12 protein-coding genes and 3 pseudogenes are annotated in these 14,640 nt (G+C 61.6%); 6 read left to right on the plus strand and 9 right to left on the minus strand.

Translation table 11 applies throughout. The annotated features are described in order from the left end of the window. Window positions 1–17: 17 nt before the first annotated feature. From X728_RS164105 to X728_RS164090, 4 genes are read left to right on the plus strand one after another with little or no spacing between them, the layout of a single operon-like run. The gene (locus tag X728_RS164105; RefSeq protein ID WP_023830438.1) at window positions 18–1,532 is read left to right on the plus strand and encodes a sugar ABC transporter ATP-binding protein; all 1,515 of its coding nucleotides are present in this window, start codon (window positions 18–20) and stop codon (window positions 1,530–1,532) included. After that, the gene (locus X728_RS164100; protein ID WP_023667741.1) at window positions 1,525–2,532 is read left to right on the plus strand and encodes an ABC transporter permease; all 1,008 of its coding nucleotides are present in this window, start codon (window positions 1,525–1,527) and stop codon (window positions 2,530–2,532) included. The genes X728_RS164105 and X728_RS164100 overlap by 8 nt, the downstream gene beginning before the upstream one ends. Then, window positions 2,529–3,554, plus strand: a complete 1,026-nt coding sequence (locus X728_RS164095; RefSeq protein ID WP_023667740.1) for an ABC transporter permease — start codon at window positions 2,529–2,531, stop codon at window positions 3,552–3,554. Before X728_RS164100 ends, X728_RS164095 begins: the two co-directional genes overlap by 4 nt. Beyond that, window positions 3,551–4,402: a sugar phosphate isomerase/epimerase family protein gene (locus X728_RS164090; protein ID WP_023704358.1), complete on the plus strand. Its 852-nt coding sequence runs from the start codon at window positions 3,551–3,553 to the stop codon at window positions 4,400–4,402. The genes X728_RS164095 and X728_RS164090 overlap by 4 nt, the downstream gene beginning before the upstream one ends. Window positions 4,403–4,606: 204 nt before the next feature. Here the strand turns inward: X728_RS164090 and X728_RS01000000166115 are convergent. Continuing rightward, window positions 4,607–5,113: pseudogene (locus X728_RS01000000166115) on the minus strand (ABC transporter permease); the annotation flags it as partial. A gap of 138 nt (window positions 5,114–5,251) precedes the next feature. On the opposite strand from X728_RS01000000166115, the gene X728_RS164085 reads away from it, so the two are divergent. Then, window positions 5,252–5,581, plus strand: a complete 330-nt coding sequence (locus X728_RS164085; protein ID WP_023740511.1) for a GMC oxidoreductase — start codon at window positions 5,252–5,254, stop codon at window positions 5,579–5,581. 157 nt (window positions 5,582–5,738) lie between these two features. On the opposite strand, the pseudogene X728_RS1000000170045 reads toward X728_RS164085, so the two are convergent. Beyond that, window positions 5,739–5,852, minus strand: a pseudogene (locus X728_RS1000000170045) (peptide ABC transporter ATP-binding protein); the annotation flags it as partial. A gap of 4 nt (window positions 5,853–5,856) precedes the next feature. On the opposite strand from X728_RS1000000170045, the pseudogene X728_RS1000000171260 reads away from it, so the two are divergent. Further along, window positions 5,857–6,110 (plus strand): annotated as a pseudogene (locus X728_RS1000000171260) (MBL fold metallo-hydrolase); the annotation flags it as partial. Between the two features lie 23 nt (window positions 6,111–6,133). Here the strand turns inward: X728_RS1000000171260 and X728_RS164080 are convergent. The 7 genes from X728_RS164080 to X728_RS164050 all read right to left on the minus strand — a co-directional run bounded on the left by X728_RS164080 (window position 6,134) and on the right by X728_RS164050 (window position 13,789). Continuing rightward, the gene (locus X728_RS164080) at window positions 6,134–6,877 is read right to left on the minus strand and encodes an ATP-binding cassette domain-containing protein (RefSeq protein WP_023830439.1); all 744 of its coding nucleotides are present in this window, start codon (window positions 6,875–6,877) and stop codon (window positions 6,134–6,136) included. Between the two features lie 9 nt (window positions 6,878–6,886). Then, on the minus strand, window positions 6,887–8,086 hold the full coding sequence (locus X728_RS164075; protein WP_023818638.1) for an alanine racemase: 1,200 nt from the start codon (window positions 8,084–8,086) through the stop codon (window positions 6,887–6,889). 12 nt (window positions 8,087–8,098) lie between these two features. Then, window positions 8,099–9,067 carry an ABC transporter permease gene (locus X728_RS164070; RefSeq protein ID WP_023686847.1) on the minus strand — a complete coding sequence of 323 codons (969 nt, stop codon included), beginning with the start codon at window positions 9,065–9,067 and terminating at the stop codon, window positions 8,099–8,101. A 35-nt stretch (window positions 9,068–9,102) separates the two neighbouring features. Beyond that, window positions 9,103–10,164: a substrate-binding domain-containing protein gene (locus X728_RS164065; RefSeq protein ID WP_023735717.1), complete on the minus strand. Its 1,062-nt coding sequence runs from the start codon at window positions 10,162–10,164 to the stop codon at window positions 9,103–9,105. A 67-nt stretch (window positions 10,165–10,231) separates the two neighbouring features. Continuing rightward, entirely contained in the window at window positions 10,232–11,293 is a 1,062-nt protein-coding gene (locus X728_RS164060) for a substrate-binding domain-containing protein (protein WP_031194643.1), read from the minus strand. 31 nt (window positions 11,294–11,324) lie between these two features. Next, window positions 11,325–12,578 carry a M20/M25/M40 family metallo-hydrolase gene (locus X728_RS164055; protein ID WP_023667730.1) on the minus strand — a complete coding sequence of 418 codons (1,254 nt, stop codon included), beginning with the start codon at window positions 12,576–12,578 and terminating at the stop codon, window positions 11,325–11,327. Beyond that, on the minus strand, window positions 12,575–13,789 hold the full coding sequence (locus X728_RS164050; RefSeq protein ID WP_023681814.1) for an ROK family transcriptional regulator: 1,215 nt from the start codon (window positions 13,787–13,789) through the stop codon (window positions 12,575–12,577). Before X728_RS164050 ends, X728_RS164055 begins: the two co-directional genes overlap by 4 nt. Window positions 13,790–14,640: the final 851 nt, after the last annotated feature.

Raw genomic sequence — 14,640 nt, forward strand, 5'->3', positions numbered from 1 at the left:
TTTCAGAAGGGCCCGCCGTGAACCTCGTCGCGTCTACGACGCAGGACCTCCCATCGGTTCTGTCGTTTAGCAACATAAGCGTCACATTTGGTGGCGTTAGAGCCCTCCAGGATGTCGCCTTCGAGGTTCTCCCGGGTGAAGTGCAATGCATCGCCGGTGAGAACGGCAGCGGCAAGAGCACCCTGATCAAGGTAATCACCGGCGTTTGTCAGCCGCTAGCCGGCGCAAACATGTCGATCGCCGGAAAGTCTGTCGACATCATGTCGCCGGCTGCGGCGCGCAGCGCCGGGGTGGAAGTCATCTGGCAGGACCTCGCACTGTTTCCTGAAATGACAGTCGCGGAAAATATCGGGATCAGAACTGTCCTCGGCAACATGCCTCGGCTCGTCGATCATTCGCGCATTCGCGAGGTGGCGCGAGGGCTGTTGGCGCGGCTTGGCGCCGACCTCAATGTCGACGCGCCTCTGCGTAGCTTTGCAATCGCCCAACGTCAGATCGTCGCCATCGCCCGGGCGCTCGCCGGCGATGCGAAGGTTATTTTCATGGACGAGCCCACATCGTCGCTTACTCAATCGGAAACAGACCGGTTGCTCGCGATCGTTCGAACACTCTCGAATGAAGGCATGGCCATCGTCTTCGTCAGCCATCGCCTTGCGGAAGTTCTGGAGATCTCAAGTCGCGTCACCGTTCTGCGCGACGGTAAGGTCGTTGGGGTGTTCCCGACCGCCGGAATGACCCAATCACGCCTCACCGAACTGATGACCGGCAAGACGTTCGACCAAACCGTGAGCACGAGAAACCTTAGTGGATCACCCGTCGTGTTGAAGATCGACCGATTGACCCGCGCAGGCGACTATGACGACGTTTCGCTGACAATACGGCGAGGTGAAACGCTTGGCCTGACCGGGCTACTCGGCGCCGGTCGCACAGAACTCGCGCTTTCTATTTTCGGCATGCTGCGCCCAGACCGCGGCAGCATCGCACTCAACGGGACGGTTCTTCATCTGAACTCCAACCGCGACGCAATCCGCGCGGGTATTGGATATCTCTCCGAAGACCGCTTGTCCCTTGGTCTCATACAAGCTCAGTCCATCGCCGACAACGCCGTTATCCCGGTGCTCGACAAGATCCTTGATCGAGGGCTGATCTCCTCGGAGAAGAAGGACGCGCTCGTCAATCATTGGATCGAGGAATTGGCGATAAAAGTCGGGCGGCAGACCGATGCGATTTCCACGCTCTCGGGCGGCAACCAGCAAAGGGTGGCCATCGCCAAATGGCTGGCGGTCGGCCTGAAACTGATCATTCTTGATTCGCCAACCGTGGGGGTGGACGTTGGCGCGCGGGCCGGCATCTTCGAGATTGTCGCCAAGCTCGCTGCCGAAGGCCTGGCGATTCTGCTGATATCCGATGAAGTGCCGGAGGTCTATTTCAACGCCGATCGTATCCTTCATATGGCTGCGGGCAAGATAGTCGCCGAATACGATCCGCACGCCATCCCGCTCGGCGACCTGGAAGCTGCCGTCTATGCGTAATCGCGGCAAGCTCTTCCGGGCTCATCCCACCGAGACATGGCTCGTTGTGGTTCTTCTCATCATGAGCGCAGGTCTCTCCGTTGCGAGCGACAAATTCTTCACCATTGCCAATCTCTTCAATCTGCTCAACACAAGCTCGACAAATCTGATCTTCGCGGTTGGGCTGCTGGTGGTGTTGATCGCTGGGGGCATCGACATCTCCTTCGCTGTGGCCGCGTCAGTGGTTCAATACGTTGTGGCGCTGGCTCTAGCCCAAATGGGAGGTGGTGATTGGTTCATCGGCCTCACCTTGGCGGCAATTGTCGGGATCGCCCTGGGTGCGGTGAACGCCGGCCTCATCTACTATTTCCAGATCATTTCAATCGTTGTCACCATCGCCACCTTCAATATTTTTTTCGGCCTGCTGATGTTCTTCACGCACGGTGTATCGATCTACAATCTGCCTGCATGGTGGACGCATCGCACTGTGCTTTTCGAGTTCCAACAGGCGAATGGCAATTGGGCCGAGCTAACACTGCCGGTTGCGATCATGGCGGTCTGCGTCGCCGCCACCTGGGGGCTTATCCGGTATACCACCACGGGACGGCAGCTATACGCTTTTGGCGATAACCCGGAGGGCGCCCGTCGCCTCGGTATCAACATCGCGGCGATGCACTTCATTGCCTTCGGCTGGCTTGGTTTGATGGCCGGGATCGCGGGACTTGTGCAGGTGCACTATTCCCAGGAAGTCGTGCCCAACGCATTGGTGGGGCGCGAGCTGGACGTGCTGGCAGCTGTTGTCCTTGGCGGTGCCAGGCTGGGTGGCGGGCGCGGCACCGTGCTCGGTTGCATCCTTGGCGTGTTTCTTGTGTCGGTGACGCAAAACGGGCTGAACCTCCTCGGCATCTCTCCCTATGCTTTCAAGATGATCGTCGGGGCGATCATCTTGATTGCCATCACGCTGTCCAACGCGCCGCTCGGGCATATCCTCGCGGGCTTGCGGCAGAGGATGGGTACATGACGCAGCGCGTGCTCGAAACTGGAGCGCTACGGCACGGATTCTTGCGCCGTCTTGCCGGCACGTTGGGCGCCGAGAATATCGGACTTTTGCTGGCATTGATTTTGGTGATTGCATTCTTCGGATCTCTCTCGCCGCGATTCCTGTCCAAAGCTACCTTTGAATCGGTGGCCTTCCAGTTGCCTGAACTTGGACTGCTTACGCTCGCGATGTTGATGCCGATCATCTCGGGCGGCATCAATCTCGCCGTGACGTTCACGGCCAATCTCTGTGGCCTCACGCTCGCCTGGGTTCTTCAGGCCAACGGAGGACCGGACGCAAGCATCTATGCCTTTCTACTCGGTTCCGTTCTTGCGGTCGGCGTTGGCACGGCAAGCGGCTTGGTCATGGGCCCGGTGATAGCCTATACCGGCGCGCACCCCATCCTCGTTTCGCTCTCGGTGATGATTTTCCTGCGCGGCCTTGGCGAGTTTCTGACCCGCGGCGCCGATATTTCGGGCTTTCCCGAATTCATCCAGCCCCTGGGCCACGGCAGCATCGTCGGCATTCCTGTCCCGCTGCTGATACTGCTCGGCGCAGTCATCGTCTGGCATGTTTTGATGACCCGAACCAGGCTTGGCTTTTCAAACTATATGGTCGGCTCCAACATCGAGGCGACGCGCTATTCCGGCATCTCGACGCGACGCGTGATCATTCTGATCTACGCGCTGTCTGGCGCCATGTGTGCGTTGGCCGGCATTATCATGATGGCACGATTCAATTCCGTCCGTGTCGGCCATGGCGAGTCCTATGTGCTGATTACGGTGCTTGCCTGCTTTTTGGGCGGGGTGAATCCGTTTGGCGGCTTCGGCAAGGTCGTTTCGGTCTTCCTAGCCCTCATCGTTTTGCAGTTGCTTTCTTCGGGACTGAATCTCTTGGGCGCCAGCCAGCACCTGGCCACAGCCATTTGGGGCATCATGCTGATCGGCGTCATGATCTTGCGGTGGGCTGCCGGGCAGCTCAATTTCATGAGGATAACACGATGAAGGGTTTTGGCGTTCATACTAGCATGTGGACGAGTGGTTGGTCCGTAGAGGGCGCCGAGCACACTGTAGCGGCGGTGAAAAAATACGATCTCGATTTCATTGAAATTTCGCTGGCCGATCCATTTTCTTGCGATGCCGATCACACCCGCAAGCTGCTGGCGGCAAATGGCATGCAGGCGGTGTGCTCGCTAGGGTTGCCCGAATATGCGTGGGCATCGCGCCACCCACAGGAGGCGATTGACTTTCTCAAGGTGGCTATCGACAAGACGGCCGACATCGGAGCCCAGGCGCTATGCGGCGTAATCTATGGCGGCATCGGCGAGCGTACTGGCGTGCCACCTACGCAGGACGAACTTGATAACATTGCAAAAGTGATGACGTCCGCCGCCGCGCAAGCCAAGTCTCGCGGCATCGAACTCGGTGTTGAAGCCGTGAACCGCTACGAGAACCACATCATCAACACCGCGGCTCAGGCGGTGGCACTAATCGAGAGAGTCGGCGCCGACAATATGTTCGTGCACCTTGATACCTATCACATGAACATAGAGGAGAAAGGTATGGGCAACGGTATTATCGTCGCCCGCGATTACCTCAAATATATCCACCTCTCCGAGTCTGATCGCGGCACCCCAGGCGAGGGCAATTGCAATTGGGATGAGACGTTCGCAACGCTGGCCGCGATCGGCTTCAAGGGCGGGCTCGCGATGGAGAGCTTCATCAACATGGATCCGCGTCTGGCGTTTGGCCTCAGCGTGTGGCGTCCGGTGGCCGAGAGTGAAGCGGTTGTAATGGGCAACGGTCTGCCGTTCTTGCGCAACAAGGCACGGCAGTACGGGCTGATCGCATAAGTTACATCGCCATGCGAGATCGAAACTCGGCACATCATGAGCCGACTGCATCGACATTGCGGCGACTGCCTTCGAAGCAGGAGCCGCTTGAGAGGCAATATTGCGGCGTTTTAGATCCCGGCCTTCGGCTGCCCCCCGGGCGCAAGCAGCCAACCGGTCGGCGATCGCAACTGCCGTGAACAATCTATTTCACCGGCTCGGGCATCACAGCCTACCTTCGGCGGTTGCGAGCCGGCCCCGCATCAATTCGCGGCGCTTTCGAAACTCTGTGTATTCCTGGTCGGCCAGTACCCCGATCAGGATCACCGATCCACTCACGGCAAAGTTGAGTGAGGAGGGAATGCCTAGAAGATTGACAAGGTTCTGAAGCACCTGCAGCAAGATCGTTCCAAGCACCACACCAATGATTGAGCCTTCCCCGCCCCGCAACGAGAACCCTCCAAGGACGGCGGCGGCGATCGCGTAGAGCTCGTAGAAATTGCCGTGCGAGCTTGGCAGGATCGAGCGTGTGAGAAAGATGGATGACAGCGCCGTCAGCCCGGCGCAGATCACATAGGCGCAGATGATAACCCGGCCGGTACGGATTCCCGAAAACCGCGCGGCCTCTTCATTTTTGCCGACGGCGTAGAGGTATAGTCCGAAGGCGGTACGGTGCAGAACGACCAACATCACCGCCGCCAGGACAAGCAGGAAGACAAAAGAATGAGGAATGGGAATGGAGGTAGGCATTGTTGGTAAGAACCGAAACCAGATCGGTGCGACCGGTGGTGAGATATTCCAGATCCTCGAAGCGGGTTTCGTAGGGAAAGCCTGCCGTCGCATCTTGGTGTTGCCCTGCTGCTCGCCGGCATGAAGATCGCCCGCACCATCCTGCGTCAGCCGGCCCTGCAGGCGGTGATCGCCGAGGAGCTGTCGCTGGGCGGGGCCGCCGACCTTTCCGATCAGTCCATAACAGACCACATCCTCGAACACGCCAAAACGGTCTATCACCCCTGCGGCACCTGCCGGATGGGCAGCGATGACCAGGCGGTGGTCGACCCGCAATTGCGCGTGCGCGGCGTGCCGCGCCTACGCATCTGCGACGCCTCGATCATGCCGCGTCTCATCAGCGGCAAAACCAACGCGCCGGTGATCATGATCGCCGACCGCTGCGCCGATTTCATCCTCGGCAGCGCTTAGCGAAAAACGGGCAGCCGAGAGAAATCCAGGCTGTTTTGAGACGGTGTATCTGTCCAGCGCATGCAGCGACTTGTCGCGACCGAAACCGGACAGCTTGACTCCGCCGGGCGGCACGGTGATGTCGGCGCCGCCATACATTGCATAGGTCCTATCAAATCGAGACTGGGACAGCGATGCCAACGCGCTGCTGTTGGCCGCCAGAAAGCTGGTGCGGATACGCCTGGAGAAATTCAGGCGATGCAGGCAGCTTCACCAGACGCAGCAGTTCCAGCAGCATCCATGACGGCGCCGAAGTCGCGCCCGGCTTCCAGATCATCGCTGCGCCGGCCACACGCCCGGCCACTCGGTCTACCTCGCAAACTACGGCAAGGAACAGCGCATGATTTCGGCCGACACGATGTATGTGCCAGCGCTGCTGGCGCCGCATCCGGAGTGGCAAGGCAGCTACGACCAGGACGGGCCGATGGCGATCACCACGCGGCACAAGCTGATCGATCGCGTGATTGCCGACAACATCCGGATCTCGGGCGGGGGCTCTCAGAGAGGTTCCTGCTATTGCTGCTGCAGGCCGGTGATCATGGCAATGATCTCGTTCTTATCGGTCTTCGCGGTCTCGCGAATTCCAATCTGCTTGCCACGCCTGAGAACACAGACGCGGTCGGAGAGCTTGAAGACCTGGTCGAGGCTGTGGCTGATGATCAGGATGCCGACATTGCGCTGCTTCAGCGACTGGACGATAGCCTCCACCCGGGCGGTTTCGGCAACGCCCAGCGCCGCCGTCGGCTCATCCAGCAGGATCAGCTTGCTTGCCCAATGCGTGGCGCGCGCGATCGCAACGCCCTGGCGCTGGCCGCCGGAGAGATCGCGGATAGTGGCGTGGGCGGAGGGGATGCGCACGTCCAGTTCCTTCACCAGTTTCTCGGTCTCGTCGATCATGCGGCGGCGGTCGAGCAAACCGAGGCGGTTCAGCGGCTCGCGGCCGAGGAACATGTTCATGTAGACCGTCTGCTGGTCGGCCAGCGCCAGGTCCTGGTAGACGACCTCGATGCCGTGCGCGCGCCCCATGGTGGCATTCGACATCGTCACCGGTTTTCCTTCGATGACGATGGTGCCGGACGAGGGCGGGTGGACCCCCGAGACGATCTTGACCAGCGTCGACTTTCCGGCGCCGTTGTCGCCGACGAGTGCAACGATCTCGCCCGGGAAAACCTCGAGCGAAAAACTCTCGATCGCGGTGATGCCGCCGAAATTCTTGCGAATGTCGTGCAGCTGAAGGATGGGCGCGCTCACCGTCATGTGTTTCTCCTAGACTGGCCAGGCATAGGGTTCACCGAAGCCGTTCTCGATGGTTTCCACTTTCGGATTGTCCGTCGAAATGCCCGACACGCCGACAATATGGGCGCGGGTGACGAAGGCCTGGCCACGGAAGCCGAACACGGCGCTGTCGCCAGGCTTCGGCGCGTTCGCGCCGGCGGCATCGATCATGGCGTAATAGTCGATCGCCGAGGGCGGCGGCACCTCGACGCTGCGCAGTGCCGAGCCTGCCGTTGTCGGTTCAGCCGAGACGATCGCCTTGACGTCGTAGTCGGGGAAGATCGGATCGATGTAGAAGCCGCCGCCAAGGCAATAGGCCTTGCCGCCGGAGAGATGCGAGACCTCGGCGAGATAGAGCACCGCCGGCAGCTCCGGCAAATCTTCCATGACATGCAGCGCGGTGGTGCCATGTAGTCCATTGCCGGGCTCGCACTGCGTCGCGCCGGCCTCGGCGAGTGCCGCCAGCATAACGCTCGACGTGGTGCCCGGCGCGTTGATCTCAATGTCCTTGCGGCCTGCCTTAGCCAGCGCTTCCGCAGCTTTCGCGAGCGTCGCCAGATTGGGGGTCGGCAGCACTTTTCGCGAAGCATGGTCGAACAGCAGAGCAGGGAAAGTGGTGATGCCGGCGAAACGGCCGCCTTCGACGGCATCCAGCCGGTCGGCGACATCGATAATGTCGGCGGCATTGAAACCGCCTTCATGGCCGCGATAGAAGATATCGCCTTCGGCGGCGATGCGGGCCAGCAGATGCTGCACATAGCCGGCCGCCTTGGCGCCTGTTGCCGCTTCCCCAGCCTTGGTATCATTGAACACGGTCCAGTAGTCCGGCTTGAAGGTTTTCGCCGCAGCCGCCGCTTCGAATTTTGCGACCTGCTGGAGATGGCCGAGATGGCCAAGCTTCATGCCTGCCTTGTGGGTGGCGCGGGCGCAAGCCATGTCGACGGCGACCGCGCGGTCAATGCCGCCGCGCATCACAGCCCGGCAGAACGACGAGGAGCGGCCGACCTGCTTGGTCATGGCGAAGATCTTCAGGCCGTTGCGGTTGGCCTCGCTCTTGAGAACCCGCGCATTGGCCTCAACCGTGTCGAGATCGAGCACATAAGCATTGGCCGGCAGCTTACCTTGCTGGTGCAACCGGATAGCTGATTCGATGAAGGCGGGGTTGCGGCGGCGCAAAATGTCGAGAAACATGGATGGCTTCCTTCAGCGGTTCTTTTCGCGCAGCGACACGGCGACTGCGGTCAGGATGATGAGGCCGCGCACGATCATCTGGTCGGAGACCGACAGGCCCATCAGGATCAGGCCGTTGTTGAGCATGCCCATCATCAACGAGCCGACCAGCGCGCCGACCACGGAGCCCTTGCCGCCATTGAGCAGCGTGCCGCCGACGATGACGGCGGCGATGACCGTCATCAGGTCGGTTTCGCCGAGAGTATATTTCGCCGCCTGCAGGCGACCGGCATAGAGCAAGCCGGCAAGACCGGCGAGCCCGCCGCTGATGGTCAGCACGGCGAGCCTGATCCTGGGCACGCTGATGCCCGATACGCTTGCGGCGCGGGCATTGTCGCCGGTCGCCAGCACATGCGCGCCGAAACGGGTTTCGCGGAACACCAGGTGGCCGATGGCCACGGCAATCACCGACCACCAGACGAGTGAGGGGACACCGAGCAGCGAGCCGGAACCGAAGAAGCCGGTGAACGCTTCGTTGGTCACCGAGATCGAGCGAAGGTCTGTCATCGAACGCGAAACGCCGGCGAACAGGCCGAGCGTCGCCAGCGTCACCAGGAAGGAGGGCAGCCTGACATACGCCACCAGCACGCCGTTGATGACGCCGATCAGCAGGCCGGCGCCGAGGCCGGCGACTATCCCTGCCGGCATGCCGTACGCGTTGATGGTGACGGCGGCTGCAAGGGCCGCCACCGCCACGATCGAGCCGATCGACAAATCTATTTCGCCGGCCGACATGACGAAGACCAGGCCGATGGCCATGATCGTCACCGGCGTCGTCTGCAACACGATGTTCGATAAGTTTCGGACGGTGAGGAAGCCGCTGTCCCTCAGCACAATGGCGAAGAACAGGAAGATCGCCAGGAAACCGAGGTAGACGACATATTGCTGCAGATTGAAGCGGCTGGCGAAGCTGCTACCGGCGCTGGTGTTGGCACTGGACATTTTATTCCTCCGGTGGTGAGCGCTTCGCCTCGAGCCTATTTCACCGCGTCCGCGATAGCCGCCGGTACGTCCCTGTTGAGGGACTTCTTCCAACCGTCCTTCACCGTGTCCTTGGTGACGGCGATGGAATCTACGGCATAGAATGGTTCGGCCTTCTTGCCGACCAGAGAACCTGCCGAGGCGCGCGCCAGCGTCACGCCAATGCTGTAGGCCTCGTCGGCGACGAGGGCCGCGATGTTGCCGCCCTTGACCATGTCGAGCGCGGCAGGCTCATTGAGGTCGAGCGTGACAATCTTGGTGTGCGTGTTGCCGGCACCGCGCAAGGCCGAAAGCACGCTCAGCGCCGGTTCGGCCCAGGTGACATAGATGCCGTCCAGGTCCGGATGCTGGGTGATCATCGCCTGGGCGATGTCTTCGCTGCGCGCCGGGTCGGCCATGCCGGCCTCGGCCTCGATCTTCATATCGGGATAGTCCTGCTCGATGGTCTTCTTGAAGGCCTGGTCGCGCTGGTTGGTGACGTAGAAGTCGGCATCGTGGAAGATGTAGCCGACCTTGCCTTTCTTGCCGAGCGCCTCGGCCATGGCGATGCCGGCCTTGTTGCCCATCTGAAAGAGATCGTCGGAGACGATGGTGACATAGTCCCTGCCCTGCTTGTAGCCGGCCGGGGAATTGTCGACGAAGCCGAGCTTGACGCCGGCCTGTCGTGCCGGATCGTAGACCGAAGCTGCAGTCGCCGGATCGACGGGAAGCGACAGGATGATCGACGGCTTTTTGGCCATCACCGTCTCGATATCGGCCTTCTGTCGCGCGGCGTCGAAACCGGCATCGGTCTGCGCCACCACCTCGATGCCGAGGCGCTTGAATTCGTCATGGGCGCCGGCATTGACGGCGTTGGTGTATTCGCTCATCTCGTGCCAGACGAGGGCGGCGGTGAACTTGCCGTCCTTGATCTGCTGCTCTTCGGCTGGCGTCAGCGTAAGACTGCTCGCCGGCACCGGCTTTTCACCATTCGGTCCTGTGGTGACGCCTTCGGCGGCGAAGGCGTGCATGGCTAGCAGGCTCGCCACCGTCGTTATGATTGCAGATGCTATGCGCATGTCCCGATTCCCCTTTTTGTTGTCGAAGAAAAGCTCCGGTGCGGCGGGCCGCGCCGGAGCGAGAGCCTTACTTGAACGCGTCGAGCACCGGCTGCGGCGCGTCGCGGTTGAGCGAGTCCTTCCAGCCCTGCGCGACATTCTCCTTGGTGACGGTCAGGGCCGGGGCGACGACGAAGGCTGGTGTCGGCTGGCCAAGCAGCGACTTCATGCCGGAAGCAGCCATGGCGCGGCCGAGTTCATAGGCCTTGTCGGCGACGAGGGCTGCGACATTGCCGCCCTTGACCATGTCGAGCGCGACCGGCTCGGCGAGGTCGAGCGTGACGATCTTGGTCCTGGCGTTGCCGGCGCCGCGTAGCGCCGACAGCACGCCGTCGGCCGGCTCGGCCCAGGTCACGTAGATGCCGTCGAGATCGGGATGTTGCAAAAGCATCGCGTTGGCCAGTTCCTCGGCGCGGGCCGGGTCGGATATGCCCTGTTCGGCGACGATCTTGATGTCGGGATAGACCTTCTCGATGGTGGTCTTGAAGGCTTGGTCGCGCTGGTTGGTGACGTAGTAGGCAGCGTCGTGGAAAATGTAGCCGACCTTGCCCTTGCCGCCGATCGCCTTGGCCATCGCGTCCGCAGCCTGCTTGCCCATCTGGAATAGATCGTCAGTCACGATCGAAGCGTAGTCGGTGCCCTGCTTGTAGTCCTTGGGCAAGTTGGACAGGAACACCAGCTTGGTGCCGTCCTTGACCGCCTGGCGGAAGGCTTCTGCCGAGGTGACCGGGTCGAGCGGCAGCGCCAAGATGACGTTGGGCTTTGCGGCCAACGCCGTCTCGATGTCGCTGCGCTGGCGGGCGGAGTCGAACTGGGCATCCGTTTTGACCGCAATGGTGATACCGGCGCGGGCGAATTCGTCGGTGGCGCCGGCGGTTACCGCATTGGTGAAATCGGACGAGGTGTGCCAGAGCAAGGCAGCCTTGTAGCCCTTGTCCTTGAGCGCGGCGATGTCGGCATCGCTTAGGATCACGTCGGCGCTCGGCGTGGCGCTCTCGCCCTGCGGGCCGACCGTCTGTGCGAAAGCTGGGTTGGCGGCAAGCATCAATCCGCCGGCAAAGGCGGCGGCGATCAGTGTCTTCATCGGCATGTCAGTTCTCCCATTTTGCTTCGTTGGTGGTTCAGTCGGCCACGCCGCAATAGCGGGCCATGAAGGCGGCGAAGCCGACTATGCCGGCGAAATATTCCTCGACATCCACGTGCTCCTCGAATGTGTGGCAATTCCTGATGTCGCCGGGCGCGCAATAGACGGCAGGAATACCGAGCTGATTGATGATGAAGGGGGACTCCGACCAGAACGGTGCGCCCTCGATGACGCCGCGTCCGCTCATTGCGCCGGCCATCGCGTCGGACAGCATGGCGACTTCCGCCCGCGTTTCGCCGATCTCGGCAGCGGTGCCGCCCAGCCTGTGGTCGCGGCCGGCGGGGTAGGCGAACTCTACCGAAATATCCGGATCGGTGATCGCGCCGCGCACGGCAGCCTCGATCTCGGCGGCGGCGGTGTCGAGGTCTTCGCCAGGCAACAGCTTACGGATCAGCGAGAGCGTGCAGCGCTCGGGAACGGCAATGTAGCCGCCGCCGGCAAGCCCGGTGATAAGCAGGAAGCCGCGCCCGACCAGTTTGTGCTCGGCGCGCGCGGCGACCTCATCCGAATGCTTCCAAAGCGCCGTCATCGCGGCATGGCTTGCACGGAGCGCATCCTTGCCGAGTTCTGGCACACCGAAATAGGCGGATTTGCCGGTAATCGAGATATCGGTGATGAAGAAGCCGATCTGCGCCGCATAAACGGCCAGGCGGGTCGGCTCGACATAGACGCTGAAATCGGGTGCTGTGACCTCGCCGGTCTCGATGCGTCCGACGAAGTGCTTGATCCCGGCGGAAATGCCGGTGCCGGGCTGGCCGCTCTCCTCGTCGCCGATGAAAGCGAAGGCGACGTCGCCCTTGAGGCGAACGCCTGCCTTGTCGAGTAGCGCGAGTGCCGCCAGCGAAGCAGTGATGCCGGCCTTGAGGTCGCCTGAGCCGCGGCCCCAGACAGCACCATCAATGATCGGGGCGGCGAACGGATCCTCACGCTCGGTGCCTGCCCAATGCTCGCGCCAGCCGTCGACATGGACGGTGTCGGTATGGCCCATGAACAGCAGGCGCTTTCCCTGGTCGGCCCCCTTGCGCTCGCCCCAGATGTTGGGCCGCCCGGGAAGAAATTCCGTCCTGGTCAGGCCGCTGAGGTCAAGGTCGCGCATCCTGGCTTCTAGGAAGTCGACGAAGTTGGCTTCGTTGCCGGTGATGCTCTCTCGGCCGATGGCGCGGCGAAACAGCGTTAGTGCGTCGTCGCGGTCGAGCGCTGCCTGCAGGCGGGCGGTAATATCGTGAGTCATATCGCGGCCTCCTTCAGGGCGGCGGCCTGGGCAGGCGGCAGCGAAATCCGGCCATCAGGCGCGTCGACGCCGAACAGCGTGTTGTGCAACTGGCCAAGGCCGATTGCCGCCGCGCCGATGAGGGCTGCGCGTGCGCCGAGTTCGCTCGCCTCGACCCTGACCGGATAGGGGAAGCATAGCGGCAGAAGCGCCTGCACCCTGGACAGGATTTCGGGCCGCAACCCAATCGAGCCGCCGAGGATAAACTTTTCTGGATTGGCGATCGCCGCGATTGCCGCAACGCCTTGCGCCAGATGGCGGGCAGTTTCGTCGAGCACGGTGAGCGCGTCCTTGTCGCCAAGCGCGGCATTCTCGAATATTGCCGGCACCGAGACCTGCCTGCCGGTGAGAGCGTGGTAGCGATCGGTCATGGCGTGGGTGGCCACCGCGCGTTCGAATGCGCCGGTGCGCAGTGATTCCTCGGTGAAGGGATCGGCCCCGATCGGCATGAAACCGATCTCGCCGGCGGCGTGCCCAGCACCCCGCACCAGATGGCCGCCCAGCATCAGCCCGCTGCCGATGCCGGTGCCGAGCGCGATGTAGGCGAGATTGTCGATGCCCTGGCCTTGGCCGAGCCAGTTCTCGCCAAGCACCGCGAGATTGACGTCGTTCTCGATCATCACCGCGACGCCGAGCGCTTCTTCGAAGGCATCCAGCACATTCATTGTGTCGAAGCCGGCAATGTTCGGCGCCATTAAAATGCGGCCGGTGGCCGGGTCAGGAGCGCCAGGCGCGCCGATGACGGCCAGGCGTATCTTCTTGCGCGCGACGTGCTGTCTGGCCGCGGCATCGAAGGCCAGCGCTGCAATCTGATCGACGACGAACTGGCCGCCGCGCGGGTCGGTCGGTGTGGCGGCTTCGGCAAAGATCTGGCAGGCAAGGTCCGTCAGCGCGACCCGCACCTTGGTGCCGCCAAGGTCGACGGCGATGATATAGGCTGCGTCGTGGACCAGTTCGTAGGTGACGGCGGTGCGCCCGACATGGCCGCTGGTGCGGCCGGTTTCCTGGACCCAGCCCTCCTGCTCGAGCCCGCGCATGATTTCGGAGATGGTCTGCTTCGACAGGCCCGTCAGCTTGGCGATCGAGGCGCGGGAGATCGGCCCGCCCTGGACGATCGCTTCCATCACGGAGCGCTGTGAGAACTGACGGGATATGCGCGGCAGGTCAGTCACATTGAACTCCCGTTAATTCGTTCTATGAGCGAACTTATTATTCGGAACTGGACCTGTCAATGTATGTTCGCGAGCGGCCGTTTTTGCGCACGCGAACATTGATCCGGAGGCAGGATTCAGGCGCGGTGCTGCCGTTCGGCAGAAGATAAATGCGGTCAGGGAGTGGCTGGATCAGCTTCTTGAATCAATTGGGCGAACAGCTTCGCAGCGCATTGACAAATAACGATCATGCTAGTCTCTGAGGGGCACTGTTTTCTACAGGAGATCAATACAGCGGATGGTTCGCCGGTCCATATCTCTCGTATTCTCTCGTATGGGTCTGTCGAACCATGGGACGATGAACGAGACCAACTATTGGCTTCGAGAATATCGGTGATGTACCGCGGGTCTGCGTCCCAGTGAATGGCTCAAATGGGCCGGCAGCGGAACGTCCGTTTGCAGTTTGCAAACGTGGATAACTACCATACCGCCTTAACTCGCAAAGACCCGTTTGACGCCAACTGGGCTGGCCCGAAGCCGACCTCTCCGTCCAGCATAGTCCGATCATATTCGGCGCAAGCTGCTCGCTTGAACCGTGGGATAGAATTCCGCCAATCTCGACCCGCCTATGCCTGGGTGGCCCCTGCTCACAATCACGAGCGTAGCGCCATCTTTCCGAATGGCCGGGTGAGGCTGGAGAAATCGCCGCTGAACCTTCTCGACCAGCCATTCTCCGGCTTTGGCAAAAAGCCGGTTCGAAGGCTTTTCCGCCATGTGCCGTTGCCTTTCGCAACGAACGGTCAACCGACTGTGAATAGCACTTGCAGGCACGTGGTTGTCAGGCGCCCACCGAACTTGACAAGCAGTCTTGC

The organism is Mesorhizobium sp. L103C119B0 (assembly GCF_000502235.1).
GTDB lineage: Bacteria > Pseudomonadota > Alphaproteobacteria > Rhizobiales > Rhizobiaceae > Mesorhizobium.

What these genes read in the sequence shown, in the direction of transcription:
- X728_RS164055 (WP_023667730.1), bottom strand. Translation starts at nt 12,578, where the DNA reads ATGACTCACGATATTACCGCCCGCCTGCAGGCAGCGCTCGACCGCGAC.
- X728_RS164090 (WP_023704358.1), top strand. Translation starts at nt 3,551, where the DNA reads ATGAAGGGTTTTGGCGTTCATACTAGCATGTGGACGAGTGGTTGGTCC.
- X728_RS164060 (WP_031194643.1), bottom strand. Translation starts at nt 11,293, where the DNA reads ATGCCGATGAAGACACTGATCGCCGCCGCCTTTGCCGGCGGATTGATG.
- X728_RS164065 (WP_023735717.1), bottom strand. Translation starts at nt 10,164, where the DNA reads ATGCGCATAGCATCTGCAATCATAACGACGGTGGCGAGCCTGCTAGCC.
- X728_RS164075 (WP_023818638.1), bottom strand. Translation starts at nt 8,086, where the DNA reads ATGTTTCTCGACATTTTGCGCCGCCGCAACCCCGCCTTCATCGAATCA.
- X728_RS164070 (WP_023686847.1), bottom strand. Translation starts at nt 9,067, where the DNA reads ATGTCCAGTGCCAACACCAGCGCCGGTAGCAGCTTCGCCAGCCGCTTC.
- X728_RS164085 (WP_023740511.1), top strand. Translation starts at nt 5,252, where the DNA reads ATGAAGATCGCCCGCACCATCCTGCGTCAGCCGGCCCTGCAGGCGGTG.
- X728_RS164095 (WP_023667740.1), top strand. Translation starts at nt 2,529, where the DNA reads ATGACGCAGCGCGTGCTCGAAACTGGAGCGCTACGGCACGGATTCTTG.
- X728_RS164080 (WP_023830439.1), bottom strand. Translation starts at nt 6,877, where the DNA reads ATGACGGTGAGCGCGCCCATCCTTCAGCTGCACGACATTCGCAAGAAT.
- X728_RS164100 (WP_023667741.1), top strand. Translation starts at nt 1,525, where the DNA reads ATGCGTAATCGCGGCAAGCTCTTCCGGGCTCATCCCACCGAGACATGG.